19 protein-coding genes and 1 riboswitch are annotated in these 18,517 nt (G+C 39.5%); of the genes, 5 read left to right on the forward strand and 14 right to left on the reverse strand.

The features are described from left to right. Window positions 1-17 precede the first annotated feature (17 nt). A complete protein-coding gene (locus tag ML543_RS01740; RefSeq protein WP_243385420.1) occupies window positions 18-755 on the reverse strand; it encodes a thermonuclease family protein in 738 nt (245 codons plus the stop codon). A gap of 225 nt (window positions 756-980) precedes the next feature. Then, complete coding sequence (locus ML543_RS01745) at window positions 981-2,087, reverse strand: M24 family metallopeptidase (RefSeq protein WP_243385421.1); 1,107 nt, start codon at window positions 2,085-2,087, stop codon at window positions 981-983. 177 nt (window positions 2,088-2,264) lie between these two features. On the opposite strand from ML543_RS01745, the gene ML543_RS01750 reads away from it, so the two are divergent. Together ML543_RS01750 and ML543_RS01755 are read left to right on the forward strand one after the other, a co-directional pair. After that, window positions 2,265-3,590: a short-chain fatty acid transporter gene (locus tag ML543_RS01750; protein WP_243385422.1), complete on the forward strand. Its 1,326-nt coding sequence runs from the start codon at window positions 2,265-2,267 to the stop codon at window positions 3,588-3,590. Window positions 3,591-3,732: 142 nt separating this feature from the next. Beyond that, complete coding sequence (locus tag ML543_RS01755; protein WP_243385423.1) at window positions 3,733-3,933, forward strand: hypothetical protein; 201 nt, start codon at window positions 3,733-3,735, stop codon at window positions 3,931-3,933. A 41-nt stretch (window positions 3,934-3,974) separates the two neighbouring features. Here the strand turns inward: ML543_RS01755 and ML543_RS01760 are convergent, their stop codons facing one another. From ML543_RS01760 to ML543_RS01785, 6 genes are all read right to left on the reverse strand, one after another. Next, on the reverse strand, window positions 3,975-5,900 hold the full coding sequence (locus tag ML543_RS01760) for a heavy metal translocating P-type ATPase (protein ID WP_419095335.1): 1,926 nt from the start codon (window positions 5,898-5,900) through the stop codon (window positions 3,975-3,977). Between the two features lie 601 nt (window positions 5,901-6,501). Next, the gene (locus tag ML543_RS01765) at window positions 6,502-7,011 is read right to left on the reverse strand and encodes a TlpA family protein disulfide reductase (RefSeq protein ID WP_243385425.1); all 510 of its coding nucleotides are present in this window, start codon (window positions 7,009-7,011) and stop codon (window positions 6,502-6,504) included. 487 nt (window positions 7,012-7,498) lie between these two features. After that, the gene (locus ML543_RS01770) at window positions 7,499-8,824 is read right to left on the reverse strand and encodes a polysaccharide biosynthesis protein (protein ID WP_243385426.1); all 1,326 of its coding nucleotides are present in this window, start codon (window positions 8,822-8,824) and stop codon (window positions 7,499-7,501) included. 66 nt (window positions 8,825-8,890) lie between these two features. Further along, a complete protein-coding gene (locus ML543_RS01775; RefSeq protein ID WP_243385427.1) occupies window positions 8,891-9,958 on the reverse strand; it encodes a Ger(x)C family spore germination protein in 1,068 nt (355 codons plus the stop codon). Continuing rightward, window positions 9,945-11,054 (reverse strand): GerAB/ArcD/ProY family transporter, encoded by a 1,110-nt coding sequence (locus ML543_RS01780; RefSeq protein WP_243385428.1) that lies wholly within the window; start codon window positions 11,052-11,054, stop codon window positions 9,945-9,947. Before ML543_RS01780 ends, ML543_RS01775 begins: the two co-directional genes overlap by 14 nt. A gap of 25 nt (window positions 11,055-11,079) precedes the next feature. Then, window positions 11,080-12,567, reverse strand: coding sequence for a spore germination protein (locus ML543_RS01785; protein ID WP_419095322.1), 1,488 nt, complete (start codon window positions 12,565-12,567; stop codon window positions 11,080-11,082). Between the two features lie 235 nt (window positions 12,568-12,802). Between ML543_RS01785 and ML543_RS01790 the strand changes: the two genes are divergently transcribed. Continuing rightward, window positions 12,803-13,330, forward strand: a complete 528-nt coding sequence (locus tag ML543_RS01790) for a sigma-70 family RNA polymerase sigma factor (RefSeq protein WP_243385429.1) — start codon at window positions 12,803-12,805, stop codon at window positions 13,328-13,330. 95 nt (window positions 13,331-13,425) lie between these two features. Here ML543_RS01790 and ML543_RS01795 read toward each other — a convergent pair whose 3' ends face one another. Continuing rightward, on the reverse strand, window positions 13,426-13,620 hold the full coding sequence (locus ML543_RS01795) for an abortive phage infection protein (RefSeq protein ID WP_243385430.1): 195 nt from the start codon (window positions 13,618-13,620) through the stop codon (window positions 13,426-13,428). A 102-nt stretch (window positions 13,621-13,722) separates the two neighbouring features. Between ML543_RS01795 and ML543_RS01800 the strand changes: the two genes are divergently transcribed. Beyond that, window positions 13,723-13,908, forward strand: coding sequence for a YkvS family protein (locus tag ML543_RS01800; RefSeq protein ID WP_243385431.1), 186 nt, complete (start codon window positions 13,723-13,725; stop codon window positions 13,906-13,908). A 92-nt stretch (window positions 13,909-14,000) separates the two neighbouring features. Here the strand turns inward: ML543_RS01800 and queF are convergent, their stop codons facing one another. The 5 genes from queF to ML543_RS01825 all read right to left on the reverse strand — a co-directional run bounded on the left by queF (window position 14,001) and on the right by ML543_RS01825 (window position 17,276). Further along, on the reverse strand, window positions 14,001-14,498 hold the full coding sequence (gene queF / locus ML543_RS01805; RefSeq protein WP_243385432.1) for a preQ(1) synthase: 498 nt from the start codon (window positions 14,496-14,498) through the stop codon (window positions 14,001-14,003). A 17-nt stretch (window positions 14,499-14,515) separates the two neighbouring features. After that, the gene (queE, locus tag ML543_RS01810; RefSeq protein WP_243385433.1) at window positions 14,516-15,250 is read right to left on the reverse strand and encodes a 7-carboxy-7-deazaguanine synthase QueE; all 735 of its coding nucleotides are present in this window, start codon (window positions 15,248-15,250) and stop codon (window positions 14,516-14,518) included. Further along, entirely contained in the window at window positions 15,247-15,684 is a 438-nt protein-coding gene (gene queD, locus ML543_RS01815) for a 6-carboxytetrahydropterin synthase QueD (protein ID WP_243385434.1), read from the reverse strand. Before queD ends, queE begins: the two co-directional genes overlap by 4 nt. Further along, window positions 15,684-16,343 carry a 7-cyano-7-deazaguanine synthase QueC gene (gene queC, locus ML543_RS01820; protein WP_243385435.1) on the reverse strand — a complete coding sequence of 220 codons (660 nt, stop codon included), beginning with the start codon at window positions 16,341-16,343 and terminating at the stop codon, window positions 15,684-15,686. Before queC ends, queD begins: the two co-directional genes overlap by 1 nt. A gap of 140 nt (window positions 16,344-16,483) precedes the next feature. Beyond that, window positions 16,484-16,527: riboswitch (PreQ1 riboswitch) on the reverse strand. Window positions 16,528-17,165: 638 nt separating this feature from the next. Beyond that, window positions 17,166-17,276, reverse strand: coding sequence for a DUF6254 family protein (locus ML543_RS01825; protein ID WP_243385436.1), 111 nt, complete (start codon window positions 17,274-17,276; stop codon window positions 17,166-17,168). Between the two features lie 108 nt (window positions 17,277-17,384). Between ML543_RS01825 and ML543_RS01830 the strand changes: the two genes are divergently transcribed. Then, window positions 17,385-18,515, forward strand: a complete 1,131-nt coding sequence (locus ML543_RS01830) for an NAD(P)/FAD-dependent oxidoreductase (RefSeq protein WP_243385437.1) — start codon at window positions 17,385-17,387, stop codon at window positions 18,513-18,515. The last annotated feature ends 2 nt before the right edge of the window (window positions 18,516-18,517 follow it).

Raw genomic sequence — 18,517 nt, forward strand, 5'->3', positions numbered from 1 at the left:
ACTTTTCACGCACACGGTTAATAGATGGCCTTTCTAAAACCGGCTTCTATCGCTTCATCTTCCGAACAAAATAACGCTTCTTCTTTCGTTTGTTCATACCATGGAGAAGACGGAGGGTGATAAATCTTTTCCCCACTAGAGCTAATATTCCCTTTTATTGTACACGCTGCATCACTCGTATGTTCAGACGTGCTTTCATGTTCTATGTCCTCATTAAATCCACGGTCTTCTAGTACGTAATTTTCAATGCTCCAGATCCCGATTCCTTTTTGCTTCGCTTTTTTCTCAACGTCACGGAAGCGATCGACATATTTTGTGTTCGGAGGATAAATATACGCGACTCGTGCTAATCCATTTTCAAGCAAAATTTCGTTAAACATCTGACCGTTAATATATAAATAAACGAGTAAGCGACCATATTTATCGCGCTCATTAACATCCAATTCAATTTCCACTTCTTTATTCATCAACATTTCTTTTGCATACTCACTCGCTTCAGGGCCAAACGGCTGAACCGGTTTTGTCGGGTGCACCGTTTCCGGAGTGTCTACAAGCAATAGGCGTACTGTCTCTTCGTTACCATCCACGATTAATTTCATCGTATCTCCATCTACCACATCGATGACTTCCGCTTCTAAACGGCCACTTTGTTCATATTGTGGTGTTTCTTTCGTCATTGATGGATCGGTTTCAATCATCTGACATCCGACTAATGTGAGTAAAACAAGTAGTGATACGAGTAGTTTATATAACATATATGTCTTCCTTTCTAATTGCAAGCATAATCGTGATGGTAGAGACTATTATTTTATAACGAATGTTCGGAAATCGCAAGAAAAGATAGCATTTGAGCGGAGTAGAAACAAGTGGAGATTCATTCCTTTCTAATATGCTGGTAATATATCGATAAAATGCGATATTGAAAGGATTGGATAGATGAGCCCACACTATAGCTCACCTATCCTATCGTAATTTCCTCTTTACTTCCGAATGATTTGGAGTGGTTTCGGATATGAAGTAAGCGTTACAGCTCCCTCACTCGTCAGCACGATATCATCTTCGATACGTACCCCACCAACAGTCGGGTCATAGATACCTGGCTCAATTGTGTAAACCATGCCTTCCTTTAAAGTTTCATCGTTGTCGGAGCTCATTGACGGATATTCGTGAACGCTAATGCCTAAACCGTGTCCTAATCGATGTGGGAAGTACTCACCGTAACCTGCATTTGTTATTATGTCACGCGCAATTTTGTCAAGATCCCCAATCCGAACGCCAACCTTGCTCGCTTTAATCGCTTCTAATTGCGCCTTTAAGACGACATCGTATATTTCTTTTTGTTTAGCTGACACCTCTTCAAAAACGACAGTACGAGTAATATCCGAGCAATATCCATTTAACACAACTCCTAAGTCAAATAACACAAAGTCTCCTTTTTTTAACAGATTGTTCCCCGGTACTCCGTGTGGATTTCCTGCATTTTGCCCGAACAAGACCATCGTTGAAAACGACATTTCTCGAATCCCTTTTTTCTTCAATTCGTATTCAATGGTTGCGACAACTTCGAGCTCGGTCACACCTTCTTTTAGTGCATTGATGCCAACTTCAACCCCATAGTCTGCTAGTTTAGCTGCTTTTTGTAAAATAGAGAGCTCACTTTCGTCTTTAATCACACGCATTTCATTTAGCAACGGTTCAATGGCGACGAATGTTGCATTAGGGAAAATTCTCCGAAATTGTTCACTGCGTCCTAATGAGAGCGCTTCTTTTTCAACTGCAAGATTTTGAACGTGTACTGTATGGTGATTATTTACTCTGTCTCGAATCAGCTCCCATGGGTTTTGCTCATCAAAATACCCGATGATTTCCCCATCAAATTTAGTTTCTCTCAGTTGATTCTCTTCCATTTTAGGCAAAATAAACATCGGCTCATTTTCGTTTAAAAGTAACAGTCCCATTAACCGTTCATGCGGGTCGCTGTCATATCCTGTTAAATAAAAAACATTCTCTCTTGAATGAATAAACGCTGCTTCTACTTTTTCTTTTTTCATCCATTCTCTTACATGCTCTAGCCGTTTTTGATTCATATGACAACTTCCTTTCTAAAAAATTCCCAGTTCCTATTTTATCAGACGAATCGATCTACGGACAGAATACTGCAGAAAAATTTAAAACGCTTTCAAAATTCTACAAATTTTAAAAGGAATTATTCGAGAAAAAAAGAATTAAAGAAATGAATTCGCTTTAGGAAGGATGTATATAAGATGAAGAAACTGGTTCAATTTTCCAATCATTTTATGCAAAGGTATTTGCCTGATCCGTACATTATCGTTATTTTTTTAACGGTACTGGTTTTTGCACTCGGCATTGGATTAACAGGGAATACCGCTTATGACATGATGGTATTTTGGGGAGATGGATTTTGGAATTTACTCGCATTTACAATGCAAATGGCCTTAGTATTAATTACAGGACACGTATTAGCAAACAGTCCGTTCTTTAAGAAGCTTTTACAACGAATGGCGATGATTGCGAAATCTCCTGGCCAAGCAATTATTCTCGTGACCGTCGTATCTCTAGTGGCAAGCTGGATTAACTGGGGATTTGGAATTGTTATCGGTGCCCTATTTTCAAAGGAAGTGGCAAAGGTCGTACGGAAAGTCGACTTTCGCCTTTTAATCGCAAGTGCTTATAGCGGCTTTTTAATTTGGCACGGTGGCTTTTCTGGTTCAATCCCTTTAACGATTGCGACTGAAGGTCATTTTTCCGTTGATGCTATCGGTATTATACCGACGAGTGAAACCATTTTCTCCAGCTACAATCTCGCTATTGTTGTAGCTATATTTATTGTGCTACCGTTATTAAATCGATTAATGCTACCACCTTTAGATGAACGCGTGACGATTGATCCAAAGGTGCTTGATATTCCCCCTTCATTAGAAGCCGCAACAATAGAGGAACCTTTAACACCTGCAGAAAAACTCCAGCACCTACCCATCATTTCTTATACCATTGGATTATTTGGCCTTTCTTATGTTGTGTATTATTTTGCTACAAACGGATTTTCAATCAATTTAAATATCGTTAATTTTCTCTTTTTATTTTTAGGAATTTTATTTCATCAAACCCCGAAGCGTTTTTTACAGGCCGTTCAAGATGCGGTCAAAAATACGAGCAGCATTATTATTCAATTCCCGTTTTATGCCGGCATTATGGGCATGATGGTCTCTTCGGGTCTAGCCGTCAAACTTAGTGAACAGATGATCGCCGTTGCATCACCGTTTACCTTGCCACTCGTTACCTTTTTAAGCGCCGGACTTGTAAATATTTTTGTTCCTTCTGGAGGCGGACAATGGGCCGTACAAGCACCTATCGTGATTGAAGCCGCCAAAGCGCTTGATGTATCCATCGCAAAAGTGGCGATGTCAGTAGCATGGGGCGATGCTTGGACGAACTTAATACAACCGTTTTGGGCACTACCAGTCTTAGCAATCGTCGGCTTAAAAGCGAAAGATATTATGGGCTATTGTTTCATCATGTTACTCGTAACCGGCTTTGTAATCTCTATTGGCCTGTTATTCATTCCATAATATTTGACTTCCTGTTGCAAAAAAGGTGTCTACGGAAGAAACATTACATTTCGTTTACGTTTTCCGTTCATCCACCTTATATTGTAAAATAACAGTATAATAGTATTATCGACTGTGTCAGCTAGATAAGGAGTGTATGTTTGTGGCCACCTTTTTAAAGAAGAATATCGTATTGCTTTTATGTCTTATGGCCTTTATATCCCCCATCATCGGAAACTTACTGATTGATCTATATTATTACAGTTCCGTTGTTGGTTGGGTCATCGGCTTTATATTCATTATATCTTCCTATATCATTGTGTCGAAGCGTCCAGACGATGCAGAAGGCGACCAACACATATAAAACCGAGAAGTCGACTGACTTCTCGGTTTTTATTTTTTTCCCTATTCTGATTTTAGTAATCTTAGCCCATTTAAAATAACTAAAATGGTGCTACCTTCATGTCCGATGACCCCATATGGCAAATCAATGAGTTGAAGGAAGTTGGAACAAATTAAAAGAGCGATAACGGACAAGGAAAACACGATATTTTGCTTCACAATTCGATTCATTTTTCTCGACAATTGAATCGCCTTCTGAACTTTCGTTAAGTCATTTTTCATGAGAACGACTTCAGCTGTTTCCAACGCTGCATCCGTTCCTTCTCCCATCGCAATTCCGACATTCGCTGTAGCTAAAGCTGGAGCATCGTTAATTCCGTCTCCAATCATCGCTACCGTTCCTAATTGTTTTTTTAATTCTTTTATTTTTTCTACCTTATCTTCTGGTAAACATTCACTATAGTACTTTTCAATTCCTGCTTCTTCGGCAATCGCTCTAGCCGTCGCTTCACTATCACCGGTGAGCATAACCGTTTGTATACCCTCTTTACGTAACGCACGAATCGTTTCTACTACTTCATCTCGAAGGACATCTTTTAACGCAAATAAACCGACAACTCGCCCTTCATTTTGAACGTATACGATCGTTTTACCTTCTTCTTGAAATTTTGATACCTCATTCGGGTAAAAAAGGTTGGCTTCATCCTGTCCTACGAATTCTTTTTTTCCAATCTTCCACTCCGTTTGATCGACAACAGCCGAAACACCAAATCCGGATTGTTCTGTTACATGAATCCATTCTTCTCTTATTGATGGGTGCTCTTGACGAATATACGTGGTAATTGCTTTAGCTAATGGATGATTCGATTGTTTTTCCATTGCATAGACCGCTTTTAACAGAACATCTTTTTCGATATCGGAAGCAAATAACGACTCTGTTACAACCGGTTTTCCTTTTGTAAGTGTTCCCGTTTTATCAAACGCAATGACCTTCACCGTGTTTAATCGTTCTAAATGTACGCCGCCTTTAAAAAGCAAGCCATTTTTTGCACCGTTTGAAATGGCAGATAAGGTAGCTGGCATAATACTTGCCACGAGCGCACACGGAGAAGCTACTACCATAAATACCATTGCGCGATAAAATGTTTCCTCCCACGACCACCCGAGAGCAAAGTGTGGTACAAACATTAAAAGAAGGACCATTAGGATGACGCCATTGACATATGTGCTTTCAAACCGTTCGATAAACTGCTGAGATGGTGATTTTTGTGATTGTGCAGATTGAACTAAGTCTAGTATTTTTTGAAACAATGAATCTTTATTTTCTTTCGTAACACGTGCTGTTATCGCTCCATTTAAATTGACCGTACCTGCAAAGACTTCAGCTTGTTCATCCTTTTCAACGGGAATAGATTCACCTGTTATCGCCGATTCGTCTATACTCGTTTTCCCTCTTTCGATTATTCCATCTGCTGGCACACGTTCTCCTGGCTTAATCATAATTAAATCATCCGTTCGGAGTTCCGACACATGCACGACTTCCTCTACACCATTTCGCATACGCGTTGCCGACTCTGGCTGCATAGCCATTAGACTCGAAAGCTCACGCTCACTTTTTTTCGAAGTGTACGTCTCTAAAGCACCGCTTACTGCAAATATGAAAATTAAAATCGCTCCTTCTGCCCAATAGCCAATGATGGCTGAGCCAATCGCTGCAAACACCATCAAAAGTTCCACGTTCAACTTCCGCTCTTCTATCGTTTCTTCGATTCCTTCTTTTGCTTTCGCATAGCCACCGATGAGAAACGCAAGGATATAAAGTGGAGTGGAAACGTTTGAAAGGTCATTCGTTTGAAATCCCCACGCCATCAAAATTAAGATTCCAGATATGATTGCCGCTATCAATTCCCCATGCTCTGACCAATTAAGTTGAAATGCAGATGGTTGATTTCCTCGGTATTTGCTTTCAACGTTTATTTTCGTATTCACTTCCATAACCTTTCCTCCTCTAATTGAGAATTACAATCATCTTCAATGTTCGTGTAAAAGTACGAAAGCTGCCTATTCGGCAGCATTCAGTCTTCTAACTTGATGTAATAAATTATCAAAAAAATGTTAATGAACATTAAACAACTTCAGTATTCAATTCAATCGCGATTTAATTCAGCAGCCAACCTGTCTAGAGGCGGCTCCTTTCGCTTCTAAGTAAATTGACTTCTCTTTGTCTACAAAATTTACTATCTGTATGTTTCATTATATCTTAAATAAAACGAATTTCAAGTTAAAAATTATAATAATTTTAATTTAATAATTTATATTAATAATTATTTTCATTCTCAATTAGATTTGTATTATCTTATGTAGAGGGAACCCATTTGCCCCTAATCTGTTTTAAATCTTTTCGGTTTTGAATAAAATGTACTACACACGAGATTGAAAATGGAAAGGATGGTGTTCGTTGATTGGCCATTATGATTGTTTGTCGCCTTTGCAATGGGACGGGAAAAATTAAAAAATTTGCTCTCCTACCGCTTTTTACGGTCTGCCCGAATTGTCGTGGATCAGGGAAACTACAGCTTAAGCAAAAAAGTTAGCGAATCATGGATTGCAACTGTTTTTTCGTAACAGGTCCAACAACTTTCTCCTGTATTTTCCCATCTGCATCTAAAATAAACGTAGTCGGAATTACCACAATTTGATACAAGTCTCCCACAATTCCTTTTGAATCCAAAAGATTCATATAATCGAGATCGTTTCGTCTAATAAATTCAATCACAGCTTCATCACTTTGTTCTTCACTCGTTAAATTAATCCCGATTACCACCACTTCCGACTCATTCACTTCTGTCGCAAATTGCTTGATCTCTGGCAACTCCTCTTGACACGGTGGACACCACGTTGTCCAAAAATTCAACACAACGGTTTTTCCGCGCAAATCTGCTAACTTAATCTTTTCCCCATCTTGATTTTGGAGCGTAAAATTCGGAGCTTCCTCCCCGATTGTTAATGGACTTGACGCGTTACTATGAGCATGAAAAAGATAAAAAAACAGAACTCCAGCTAACAAAATAAAACTACCGACACTCCATTTCCTCCGCATACTCTTTCTCCTTTAATCTTATTTGTACAACCTATGCAAAACTTCTTATTCCATTACTCCTGAAGAAGTCGAAACGACAAATCTGGATGATTCGAGACAGCTTTTTTCACCATCTGATAAAACGATTTTAAGTTTGTAGAAGGTGTTATGGTGCTTTCCTTTTGAAAAAACATGATGAAACTCCTTCATTCACTATTTTTGATTAGTTTTTCCAACGGCGTTCTAACTATGACAAAATCAGGGAGAAATTTGTGATTGAAATAAGGGTTGAATTAAGAAAAGCGCAAAGCGTAAGTCCTTAGGCGAAGGGCGCTGAAGGACCTTCGAGGAGGCTTCCGTCGCCACAGCAGGGCCGAAGCGACCCGAGCTGATGGCGCTTTGCGCTAGACACCAAAAAAACGGTAAAGAGAATACGTTAACACTTTATTGAACTTAAACTTTCTGTATCAACGAAAAAGAGTGCGCAAAAGACGCACCCTTTCATTCTTTATGAAGCGATTCGCTTTGTTAATGTGAAAGCCGAAACCTTTATTTTTTTACAAATTGTCAAGTAATGAAGCAAAAATTGGAGTACTCCTCCGACATTTAAACCGATAATGACACCGTTCATCTGCCAATCTTGCATCGACCCTAACAGAAAGATGACACTAAATGCGATAGCGTGAGACCATATCGTATGAAAAAGCGCATCCTTTACTAAACTTAATCCGATTAAATACGCTTGAAGTGGAATGATTAAAAAATGAAAGAAAAAGTACGGCCACAGCATTTTCAAATAATAGCTTGCCGAAGATAAATGGAAAAATAGCGATGTAATGGTCTCACCAAGGCTAAACATGATTATAACAGCAGGGATTCCGTATAAAAACGTAATGAACATCGACTGCTGTAGCAACTTTTTTAACAGAACCTCGTCATGGTTGACATACGCTTTTGATACTGATGGAATCATTGCAATTAAAAGTGAATGAGCGATAAACGCTGGGAAGAAACCGATTGTCATAGCAACCCCTGTTAACAAACCAAATTGTGCCGTTGCTTCAGAAGCGGATAGCCCCGCATTTATAAGTGCCGCTTTTATCAGAAACGGTTGAACGGCATGGGTTAACGAATGAAATATTCGTAAAATCGTCGTCGGAACGGAAATGTGAAAAAGCTGGTTCCGAATGTGGGCCTTACTTTCTTCCTTTTCCGCGATAACCATCAATTGCTTTGTTTGAAGAAAGTACGCACTCAGTAAATAGATGACGATAATGACTTCACTACCGATAAATGCACTTAAGGCTGCTAATAAAGCAAGCTCATCATGAAAGTTCAAGAGTTGAAATAATACGACTAACAGCCCTAATTGAACGAACTTACGAAAACCGTTGGCAAATGCGATTTTCCCCATTTGATTTGTTCCCATGAAATACCCTCTTGCAATCGACGAAAAGGATATTAACGGGATTAAAATGAGAAATAGCCACAATATGGAAGGATGGTACGACTGAAAGAACGGAAGTCGAGGTAATACCACCCATGTTACGAGAAGAAAAATGATGGATATGGTACTCGCAAGCTTCAACGCATAGGCTAACATCGGCCCATGTAGTGAAGGCTTTTTCTCAGCGACGTATTTCGAAATTGATATCGGCAGTTCAAAGCTTGCTAACACGACGATAAAAAACATGACCGGAAGTATGGACATGTAATGGCCCATCCCTTCCTCCCCTAGCTCCCGTGCTAACATCATATTTATAACAAACTCAAAGCATTCACCGATAAATGCAGCGATTACTAAAAACATCGTTCCAGTCAGAAAAGTTTTCATTCCACTCTCCCCTATCAATCATTCTTTACAACTTATGAGACAAGTTGAAAATCATGACAAAAAGGGCTATTCGACGACGCCAGTTTCAATAATTGTTACGTCTGCTTTGACGTTTATTTCCGTCTGTAAATACTCTTTCGTCCAGTCTGATTTTTTTTCGCCTCTTGAGCGACTTTTTATAAATTCCCCAAAACCGACCGGATCGACCTCTAGCTCTTTAAACTGCTCTATGAGGACACTGCTTTCTTTTTCAATCTCTTTTTCCATCGCACTCTCTAACTTCTTAATATCTTTTGGTGTGATTTTTCCTTTCGAATATTCCCTTACGTGCCCTTTGATCGTTAACTCAATTTCAATTGCCGGTTTCTCTTTCACATAGGTCATTTTACGCTTTGACTTTATACTTTCGATGGAAGCTATTTCATTATTTTCAAGATCTTTTGGGTGTGTACCTTTCACAGATTCACCCATTAATAATTTAAGAAACGGCATTTGTTTATTTTCAATTTCTCCGACCATCCGATCTTTTTGAAACAACGCCACACCTGTTATTCGAATATTGTCTTGACCATTTTGTTCCATAATTGGCATTACTGGGTCTCGTCCATCGGTGTACAATGAATATAAGAAAAGATGTAGATTGTTTTCAGGAATGTCTCGTAAATTCATGTTTTGGCGAACTAAGTTCGAAAGATAAACGGCATTTCCTAGCTGTCCGTAATTATTAGAAAGCAGCTCAAAAACATTATCATTACTAACGGCTAAAATTAGGCGAGAGCCGACACTTGCATCACGCTCAATTGAATCAATGAGCGGCTGAATTCCTTGTTCGGCCACGGCGCGTTGATAAAGGACAAATTGAAGCTTTCCATATACGAGTGGATCTGGGGATTCTTTTTGCAATTGCGACATAATATCACGACTTAAATCCCCCTCTACCTTTAAAATTTTGTTATCAATTGGCTGATCTTTGCTATATTGTGGTACGACGACCGTGCCGATAATGCCCCCATTTTCGCCTTTGTCATATCCCATAACCGTAATAAGATTTACCTCATCCAATATCTCCTTTTGAATACATCCCCCAAGAAACAACATCAATGCGAAGATAATAATCATTTTAGGCCGTCTCATTTCGCTGTCTCCTTTGATTCATCTTTTCGCGAATCCATGTGACTACAAATAGGAAGGGAATGTAAAAGTTCATCAAATAGTAACCTGTTTGCCCAAGAAGTTCATTTAATTGGTTTACGTTATTCCTTCCTTCAAGCATATTGACGAGGAAAAACATAAGAACTAGCACAATTGCAACTCCTTTACGATATGAAAGATGAAACGTTTCTTTTATTCCTCGATTGACGCACCATAGGGCAATGCATATATTCGGCAAAATGACGAAACCCCAATTGGCAATCCCAATGTATTCAAACCGCTCCACAAATGGAATTTCAACGATTTTCCACATCGTGAGCGTCGCCCACGTATTGCGCATTAATTCTTCTTCTGTGAAATACAAAATGGAAATGAGCATAATGACGAAATATAAAATCGTCGTAAAAAGAATCGCAAAATGCGCCCACTTTTTTGACTTCTCTGGATTTTTGATAAATGGATAAAAGATAAGTAGCACTTCAAATCCGAGTACGGTTAAAGTCATTTTTTGTACACCTTCAAATACTTCTTTCGGCGAATGAGAAAAAGCTGGCATTAAGTTATTCACATGGGCGAACTCAAGCGGAAAGATGATAAACGTGACAACTAAAAATAGCGGTAAAAAGCTACCTAAAAAGGCGATGCCCGTTACGACACGAAATCCTCCCATAATGATATAGGAGACTAAGATGATGATTAAAGCAGAATAAATCCATTTATTCAAATCGGCAAACATCCATACTTCAATTACTTCAATATATGTCCGAAGCACCATCACCCCTACGATAAAGAAGTAAGCCATCCAGATGAGATTAAAGGCACTCCCGATCCATTTACCGAACAAGCTTTTATGCAGGGTATAAAGACTACCATCAGAATTTTTCAAGATCTTATAAATCATCCATAAAAGAATGTGAACATACCCACCAGCTAATAAAACAGGCAGCCATGAATCATTGCCCGTTGCTTGAACTACAACGCGCTGAAATCCAAGGACACCTACTCCAAATTGCGTGCTATGAATGAGAAAAAACACGAGAAAATACGATATTTTATGGCGTTCACTAATTTTCCCCACCGGTATGCTCACCCCCTTTTATTCGTTATTCATCGACATCTTTGTTTTGTTTCGTATCATTTGGATCCATTCGATTCGGACTTTCCGTCCGCAGCGCTTGCGGTCGTTTCGTCATCATCGAAAACGGAAATCGTATGACGGCATCTTTTAAATCATGAACTCGCGGTGGATAAACCGGCTCTAAAAACGGCCGACCGAGCGATGTTAGCCGGAGTAGATGTGCGGTAAAATAACTAAAGCATAAAACAATCCCGATTAGACCGAAAAACTCCGCAAAGAGCAAAAAAGGAAAGCGGATTAGCCGGATCGCATTACCCATTTTATAAACGGGTGTTGTGAAGGAAGCAAGAGCCGCTAATGCAACGATAATAAGTAAAATATTACTCGTTAACCCCGCTTCTACTGATGCGGTTCCAATCACAATCCCGCCGACAATCCCGATCGTCTGACCGACTTTAGTCGGCAGCCGAGCCCCTGCTTCCCTTAGCAATTCAATCGTTAACTCTAAAAATAACGCCTCCAATAACGGCGTAAGCGGCACTTCACGCCTTGACGTTATGAGCGTGTTTAACATATCGGACGGAATGAGTTCATAATGATAATTCATCGTCGCCACATAAATCGGCGTAGCAAAGATGGAAAATGCAACCGCAAAAAGTCGAATTAGGCGGAAGAATGAAGCGAGTAGCCAGTTCGAAAAATAGTCTTCAAAGGACGAGAAAAATTCAACGAGAGTCGTCGGGGCAATTAAGACATGTGGTGAGCCATCGACTAATACCGCAATTTTCCCCTCCGCTAAAATCGCCGCGACACGGTCCGGCCTTTCCGTATCGAGCAATTGTGGAAACGGTGAGTTATGATTGTCCGAAATCATTTGTGTCACATATGAGCTATCATTGATTTGATCGATATCAATATCATTAATTCGCTGCCATACAGTATTGACATTCTCCTCATCGGCAATTCCCTCGATATAGGCAATGGAAACGGTCGTCTTGGAGATCTTCCCTAATCTAAGTGAACGAATTCGTAGTTCTTCAATCGGAACCCGTTTTCGAATTAAGTTTATATTGGAGTGAATGGACTCGACGAATGCCTCTTTTGGACCTACGACAGTGAATTCTACCTCTGGTAAGGTTACTTCCCTTGCTTTATTGATTTTCGACTGTATTAGCAAGGCTGGTGAGCCATATTCACTGAGCGACACCATGACGTATCCTTCTAATATCTTCTCCTTCATTACGTCGATATCGATCGTTATTACACAGTCTTCAATCGGGATAATTTGTTTCAGTTCTTCTAATGATGTCCACTCTTTGGTATGCACCGGACGTAAAATCGTTTCGTGCAAAATACTAACATCGACGAGTGTACGGAAATACGACATCCAATATTTCGTCTCGTTAATTGATTTTCCGTCAAATTGGGTAAAGTCAGCGGATTGTCGAAAAACCGCAAACATATTGGCAACGGTATCTTTCTTTTGCCAATTTTGTTTATACATTTCGCCCATGCATACCACCTCCAGTCTTTCCAATTATTCTCTTCTGAATGGTGAAGAATATTCGCGAAAATGATTCTTATTTTTCGAAAACTGAACAATCCCTTGTTATTAATCAAGAATGATGTCTACAATTCTTGACAATATTCGTAGTTCTAATATCCATTATTTTACATTTATCTCTTTCGCCAATTTCTGCAAATCTTTGTACTGTAAAAATACCGCGGAATATAACAAGGATGCATTCTTGAGAAAGGGTATTAGTTTGCAAGACAATGATTTCAACACGTTAGTTGAAAAGTATAAAGGAATGATTTATCACATCATGAACAAGCTGCGAATCAATGATCGCGATGGTGAATTTTTTCATATTGGGATGATTGCACTTTGGAAGGCGTCCGTGAATTTTGAAGTGGAGAAAGGAGAATTCTCACCTTTTGTCTACTCGTACATTCAAGGGGAATTGTTAACGGAGCTTAAACGAAGAGGAAAATTTTCAAACCGACATGCACTTTATGAAGAGGTAAGAACGATTGAGTGCGTAAGTGAAGAACAAGAGATTGTGGATGAAATTTTTGTTCATTCACTTGCAGAAAGCTTACCCACCCCACAAGGTGAATGGTTAAAGAAGAAGGTGTTTGAAGGAAAAACGACCACCATGATTGCGGAGGAGTTAGGTGCGACTGTCCCTCAAGTGAAGGGATGGAGAAGAAGAGCCATTACGAAATTGAAGAGGTTGCTGCAACAAGAAAAAAGGGAGAGTGACAACGCATGATTAAATAAGCGGAACAATGGGGAATCAAAAGTCGAGTGGAGAAAAACGGGCAGCTTTTCTCCACTTGGCTCATTCAAAGAAAGTCTTATCTTGCCCTAGCTTCTAGGTTCTTTTAAATACGTATATGTAATGGTTCCACCGTGCTGGGCATTCCCACGAAAATGCTTAAAATCCTCTCGTTTCACTAGCACGTTGCGAAAAGGCATAAACTGCTCCTTCGTCACAGTAAATTCTGAACGCTCCCCATTCTTTAACTGATCTAAAATTTCATGAATAAGTGATTCTTCCATCTACATCTTCCTTTCTATTCGGAACTAATTTTTACCAAAACTCTTTACAAGAATTCAGAAATCATGCAAAATAATGATAAGTAAGTAAAAGGGAGAGAAAAAATGAAAATTGCTCAAATTGGAAATGTAATCGAATTCAAAGACGGCCTTAAAGGTGTCGTCGAGAAAGTCAATGAAAATTCAGTCATCGTCGATCTTACTTACATGGACAACTATCGTGAATTAGAGTTAGAACATAAAACTGTTGTGAACCATAAAAATTATACCATTATCGCTGAACATGAATAATTAGAAAGGCGGAGGGAAATTCCCTCCGCCTTTCCATTATACGTAGATGATTAAAAATCAGCAATGATTCTATTAAGTACAGCCCTTTTCCGTTAACGATTATCAATCGTTTCCGGATACATGTCGTGATTCATTAAGCGGTATTCCGCCATTTTCTCATATTTCGTTCCTGGTTTCCCGTAGTTGACATACGGATCAATCGAAATGCCGCCACGTGGTGTGAATTTGCCCCACACTTCAATATAGCGCGGGTCCATTAACTCAATTAAATCATTCATAATAATATTCATGCAATCTTCATGAAAGTCCCCGTGGTTACGGAAGCTAAATAAATAGAGCTTTAACGATTTACTTTCAACCATTTTTTTATCCGGAATGTAGCTAATGTAAATCGTTGCAAAGTCTGGTTGACCTGTTTTCGGACAAAGAGATGTAAACTCTGGACAATTGAACTTTACAAAATAGTCACGATTTGGATGCTTGTTATCAAATGCTTCTAAAATATCGGGTGAGTATTCAAATAAGTAGTTCGTCCCCTGATTTCCTAATAGGGTTACACCTTGTAGTTCTTCATCTTTTCTTCCTGCCATTGTTATTCTCCTTTCTATTATACACCGCGTTTATTTCCCCAGACGAGTGTGTGAAGCTGTGGCAATACACGAACGTGTAGCAGCTCTTCATCCTTCATCACTTCGTCAATTAGCCGTTCGTACCGTTCTAATAATAGACGAACGAGTGAATCGTTATCACTTTCGTTTACAAGCGGATTCCCGACTTGAACGTAAAACGGTACTTCTTCATATCTCTTATGAATATCCTTTGCAAAAGCTAGATCTTGTTCATCAAAAATGACCACTTTTAACGAAGGGTGTGAGTGTGAATGCTCCTTTGTCACCTCGTCCATAATTCGATCTAAAATCGTTAAATCATGTGTCATCCCAGAGCTTGGTGGTTTAGGTGAAATCGTTAAATCATCCACTTTTGTAAGCCAGCTTTGATAACGACTGCCTTGTGTTTCAATAGCAACCTTTACCTTCTTCTCATGCAGAAAGTCAATCAACTCTTCCATTTGAGGATATAAAGCAGGATTTCCTCCTGAGATTGTGACATGCGAAAAGTTAGCTGGAGCAAGTCGATATAGCTCTTCCCAAATTTCAAGCGGGGACATCAGTTTAATTTCACTTTTTCCACTTCCGTCCCACGTAAATGCAGAGTCGCACCAAGAGCATGAAAAGTCGCAACCGGCAGTTCGTACAAACATCGTTTTTTGACCGACGACCATTCCTTCTCCCTGCACAGTCGGCCCAAAAATTTCAATTACAGGAATTAATTTATTTCTCATCGTTGCTTCTCCTTTTTCGGTCTATACACAACGTAGCTTGTCGGTGTTTCACGCACAAACACTTGCAAGCATTTCGGTTGATTCGGGAGTCGGTCAAGCTCTTGTTGTACCATCTCGTATATCGTTCGCGCAAGCACTTCCGTCGTCGGGAAACGATTCGGGTCATTCTGACTGAATTGAGGGTGATCATTTAGCACCGTATGGTCGAACTGCCCGTGAACCATTTTTTTCAACGCGCTGAAGTTCACTAAAAATCCGGCATCATCCAATTCGTCCCCCGCAATCGTCAAATTCACGAAATACGTATGTCCGTGCATATTTTGGCAATTCCCAGCCGCTTCATTCGGAATGAAATGGGCAGCTGCAAACTGCATATCTTTATTTAACTCATATTCATACTCATGCTGTACTTGAGGGTATACTTGTTGAAGCATTATTGTCCCCCGTCCTTTTCAAGTAAATATTCTTCTAATCCTTTTTGACGTAATTGACAAGCTGGACATTCTCCGCATCCATCTGCCACGATACCGTTGTAACACGTTAACGTTTTCGTACGAACAAACTCAAATGCACCTAGCTCATCCGCAAGCTTCCATGTCTCTTTCTTATTTAGCCACATTAGCGGTGTATGGAAAACGAATTGATCGTCCATTGCTAAATTAACTGTAACGTTACACGATTTCACAAATACATCTCGGCAATCTGGATATCCGCTAAAATCCGTCTCACAAACTCCTGTAACGATATGTTTGGCACCGATTTGTTTAGCCAAAATGGAAGCAAACGTTAAAAACAAAAGATTTCTTCCTGGTACAAACGTGTTTGGGAGCTCGCCTTCTTTTTGCTCTATTTCCATTTCGTTTCGCGTTAACGCATTTGGAGCGAGCTGATTAAGTAATGCCATATCTAAAATGTGATGTTCAATTTTTAATTCCTTTGTAATTTCTTTCGCTACATCTATTTCCGATTGATGGCGTTGATTATAATCGAACGTAACCGCCACCACTTCATCGAACTGCTTCATTGCCCAAAATAAGCAAGTGGTACTATCTTGTCCACCGCTAAATACGACAACAGCTTTTTCCTTTTTCATTTTTGTTCACCTCTTAACGCTGAAGCTGTTCATTCCATTTGTTGGGGGTTCACTTTTTCCAACCCATGAAAAAAGCACCTCAATCATGAGGTGCTAGCAATGACAATAAAAAACAAAAAAACTATACCCTAAGGATATAGCATTCCTTAGTTTTTTATAGAGGGTGTGCTAGAACCTCTCCTACCCGAATGAGTAGAGTTGTTATGTTGTTATCGAAAATCCTTTATTACTATATCATTCGTCTTAAATTGTCGCAACTAAAATTTTTTGGTAGGCGATTAATCAATGCCTCACCATGTATGTAAATAGCTGTTTTCGTATAGATTGTTGCTTTTTCAGACATCTTTAAGCTGAATTTTGAACAATGTGCTACAATCACTTGCTTTCTGCGAGGAAGTCAAGCCTTAACGGCATGTGCCTGCGTGGTCTCAATCTCTCCTCTATGTCCCGCAGGAGTCAAGTCACTTCATTAAACCAATCATTTATATAAAAAAAGCGCAAAGGGCGGACCTGCGAGGAGGCTTCCGTCACCAGAACAGGGCCGAAGCGACCCGAGCTGATGGCACTTAGAGCTAGACACCAATAAACTGTAAAGAGAATACTTTAATACTTTATTGAACTTAAACTTTCTGCAATAAAAATAAAGCTAAAGGAAAGATTTCTGCCTATTCTGCTTACAAGTATGCTTCCATTCAAAACAAAAGAGAAAGGCGGAGACACTTTTGGAAGCTGAAACTAGACAAGTTTCCCGAAGAAAGCGTCCGCCTGTAGCTAACATACAAAAGGTTTTCATCAAAAAGTACCTTTTGTCGAAAGTTCATTCTATTTACTCTTGCTGTCCAGTTCTTTGAATGGTTTCACTTTTCCATGTTCGTTTTGTGATTGTTTTCGGACATTCCATTGTCGTTCTTGCTGTTTTTTCGATTGAGTCATGTTGTCCACCCTTTCTGCTTCAATGTCCTTTTTATCATTTTTCCAAATGAAAATGTTATGCATGTTCTCAGCAATTTCTGAGAATCTATGAACAGGAGGAGATGTTAAGTGAATATTGTCATCGTTGGAACTGAATTTGGTGGATTAGCTGCAAGTATGGCGCTGGTTCATAAGTTAAAAAGACAGGAAATTCAAGTCACGGTCATAAGTGATCGCGATTATTTTTTATTTCGCCCGTCGCTTGTGTGGGTTCCATTCGGAGAGCGAGAAATAGAAAATCTCACCGTCCCCCTTACAACTCTTTTTCATCAGCACGGGATAAATTTTATAAAGGATCGGGTGTTGAACATTTCTGCTGAACAGAAAGTCATCTCCCTTTTAAGTGGACAAAAGATTACCTTTGATTATTTAATCCTCGCCTCAGGAGCATCCCTTGATTTCTCAAAGCTACGTGGGCGGAAACGGCAATTTCATTCTTTCTACACTGAACCGACAGCAGTACATACGAGAAGAATCGTTCACAACATACAGCCGGGGAATTCGGTTGTCATTGGCAGTAGCAAACAAAACCCGAATCCACTGCCAGCCTATGAATTCGCGTTTGAACTTCACCATTTTTTACAGAAAAAATCCATAAAGGCAAACCTTTCTTTTTTTACGGCGGAGAAGTCGATTGCTTCCTTTTATCCGAAGAAACTGCAAGAGAAAGTACAGAATCTCTTTACAGAAAAAAATATATCCGTTTATGAAAACTGTGATATTCAAAAAGTTCAAAAGCATCACATCATTTTGTCTCAGAATGTAACAATTCCTTTTGAACAACTATTTGTGATTCCACCATATAAAGGGGCTTCATTCATTTATTCAAGTGATATTCCTCATGATAACGGACTTGTCACAGTACGAAACACGATGCAGTCAATCAAATGGGAGTATGTGTATGCAGTCGGGGACGGGGCTACCATTCTTTCAAGTACGTGGATGAAAAATGGGCATAGTGCAGAACAGCAAGGGGTCATTTCAGCAAAAAACGTACTTTCACAACTGAATAACAAACAAGCTCAAGCTACCTTTCAACCGAGCTTAATGAGCCTGATGGAAACAGGTTCGGATGGCGGGATATTAGCCATCCATTACAAACTGTTCCATCTTGAGCTTTCTGGCTTGATTCCACATCAGATGAAAAAAATATTCGAATCCTACTATTTAAAGAAAGTGGAACTGTTCGGAGAAGCGTAGCA

Source organism: Bacillus kexueae, assembly GCF_022809095.1.
In the GTDB taxonomy this organism is placed as follows: Bacteria; Bacillota; Bacilli; order Bacillales; family Aeribacillaceae; genus Bacillus_BZ; species Bacillus_BZ kexueae.

What these genes read in the sequence shown, in the direction of transcription:
- ML543_RS01800 (WP_243385431.1), top strand. Translation starts at nt 13,723, where the DNA reads ATGAAAATTGCTCAAATTGGAAATGTAATCGAATTCAAAGACGGCCTT.
- ML543_RS01740 (WP_243385420.1), bottom strand. Translation starts at nt 755, where the DNA reads ATGTTATATAAACTACTCGTATCACTACTTGTTTTACTCACATTAGTC.
- queC (WP_243385435.1), bottom strand. Translation starts at nt 16,343, where the DNA reads ATGAAAAAGGAAAAAGCTGTTGTCGTATTTAGCGGTGGACAAGATAGT.
- queD (WP_243385434.1), bottom strand. Translation starts at nt 15,684, where the DNA reads ATGCTTCAACAAGTATACCCTCAAGTACAGCATGAGTATGAATATGAG.
- ML543_RS01765 (WP_243385425.1), bottom strand. Translation starts at nt 7,011, where the DNA reads ATGCGGAGGAAATGGAGTGTCGGTAGTTTTATTTTGTTAGCTGGAGTT.
- ML543_RS01785 (WP_419095322.1), bottom strand. Translation starts at nt 12,567, where the DNA reads ATGGGCGAAATGTATAAACAAAATTGGCAAAAGAAAGATACCGTTGCC.
- ML543_RS01770 (WP_243385426.1), bottom strand. Translation starts at nt 8,824, where the DNA reads ATGAAAACTTTTCTGACTGGAACGATGTTTTTAGTAATCGCTGCATTT.
- ML543_RS01775 (WP_243385427.1), bottom strand. Translation starts at nt 9,958, where the DNA reads ATGAGACGGCCTAAAATGATTATTATCTTCGCATTGATGTTGTTTCTT.
- queE (WP_243385433.1), bottom strand. Translation starts at nt 15,250, where the DNA reads ATGAGAAATAAATTAATTCCTGTAATTGAAATTTTTGGGCCGACTGTG.
- ML543_RS01795 (WP_243385430.1), bottom strand. Translation starts at nt 13,620, where the DNA reads ATGGAAGAATCACTTATTCATGAAATTTTAGATCAGTTAAAGAATGGG.
- ML543_RS01750 (WP_243385422.1), top strand. Translation starts at nt 2,265, where the DNA reads ATGAAGAAACTGGTTCAATTTTCCAATCATTTTATGCAAAGGTATTTG.
- ML543_RS01745 (WP_243385421.1), bottom strand. Translation starts at nt 2,087, where the DNA reads ATGAATCAAAAACGGCTAGAGCATGTAAGAGAATGGATGAAAAAAGAA.
- queF (WP_243385432.1), bottom strand. Translation starts at nt 14,498, where the DNA reads ATGGCAGGAAGAAAAGATGAAGAACTACAAGGTGTAACCCTATTAGGA.
- ML543_RS01825 (WP_243385436.1), bottom strand. Translation starts at nt 17,276, where the DNA reads ATGACTCAATCGAAAAAACAGCAAGAACGACAATGGAATGTCCGAAAA.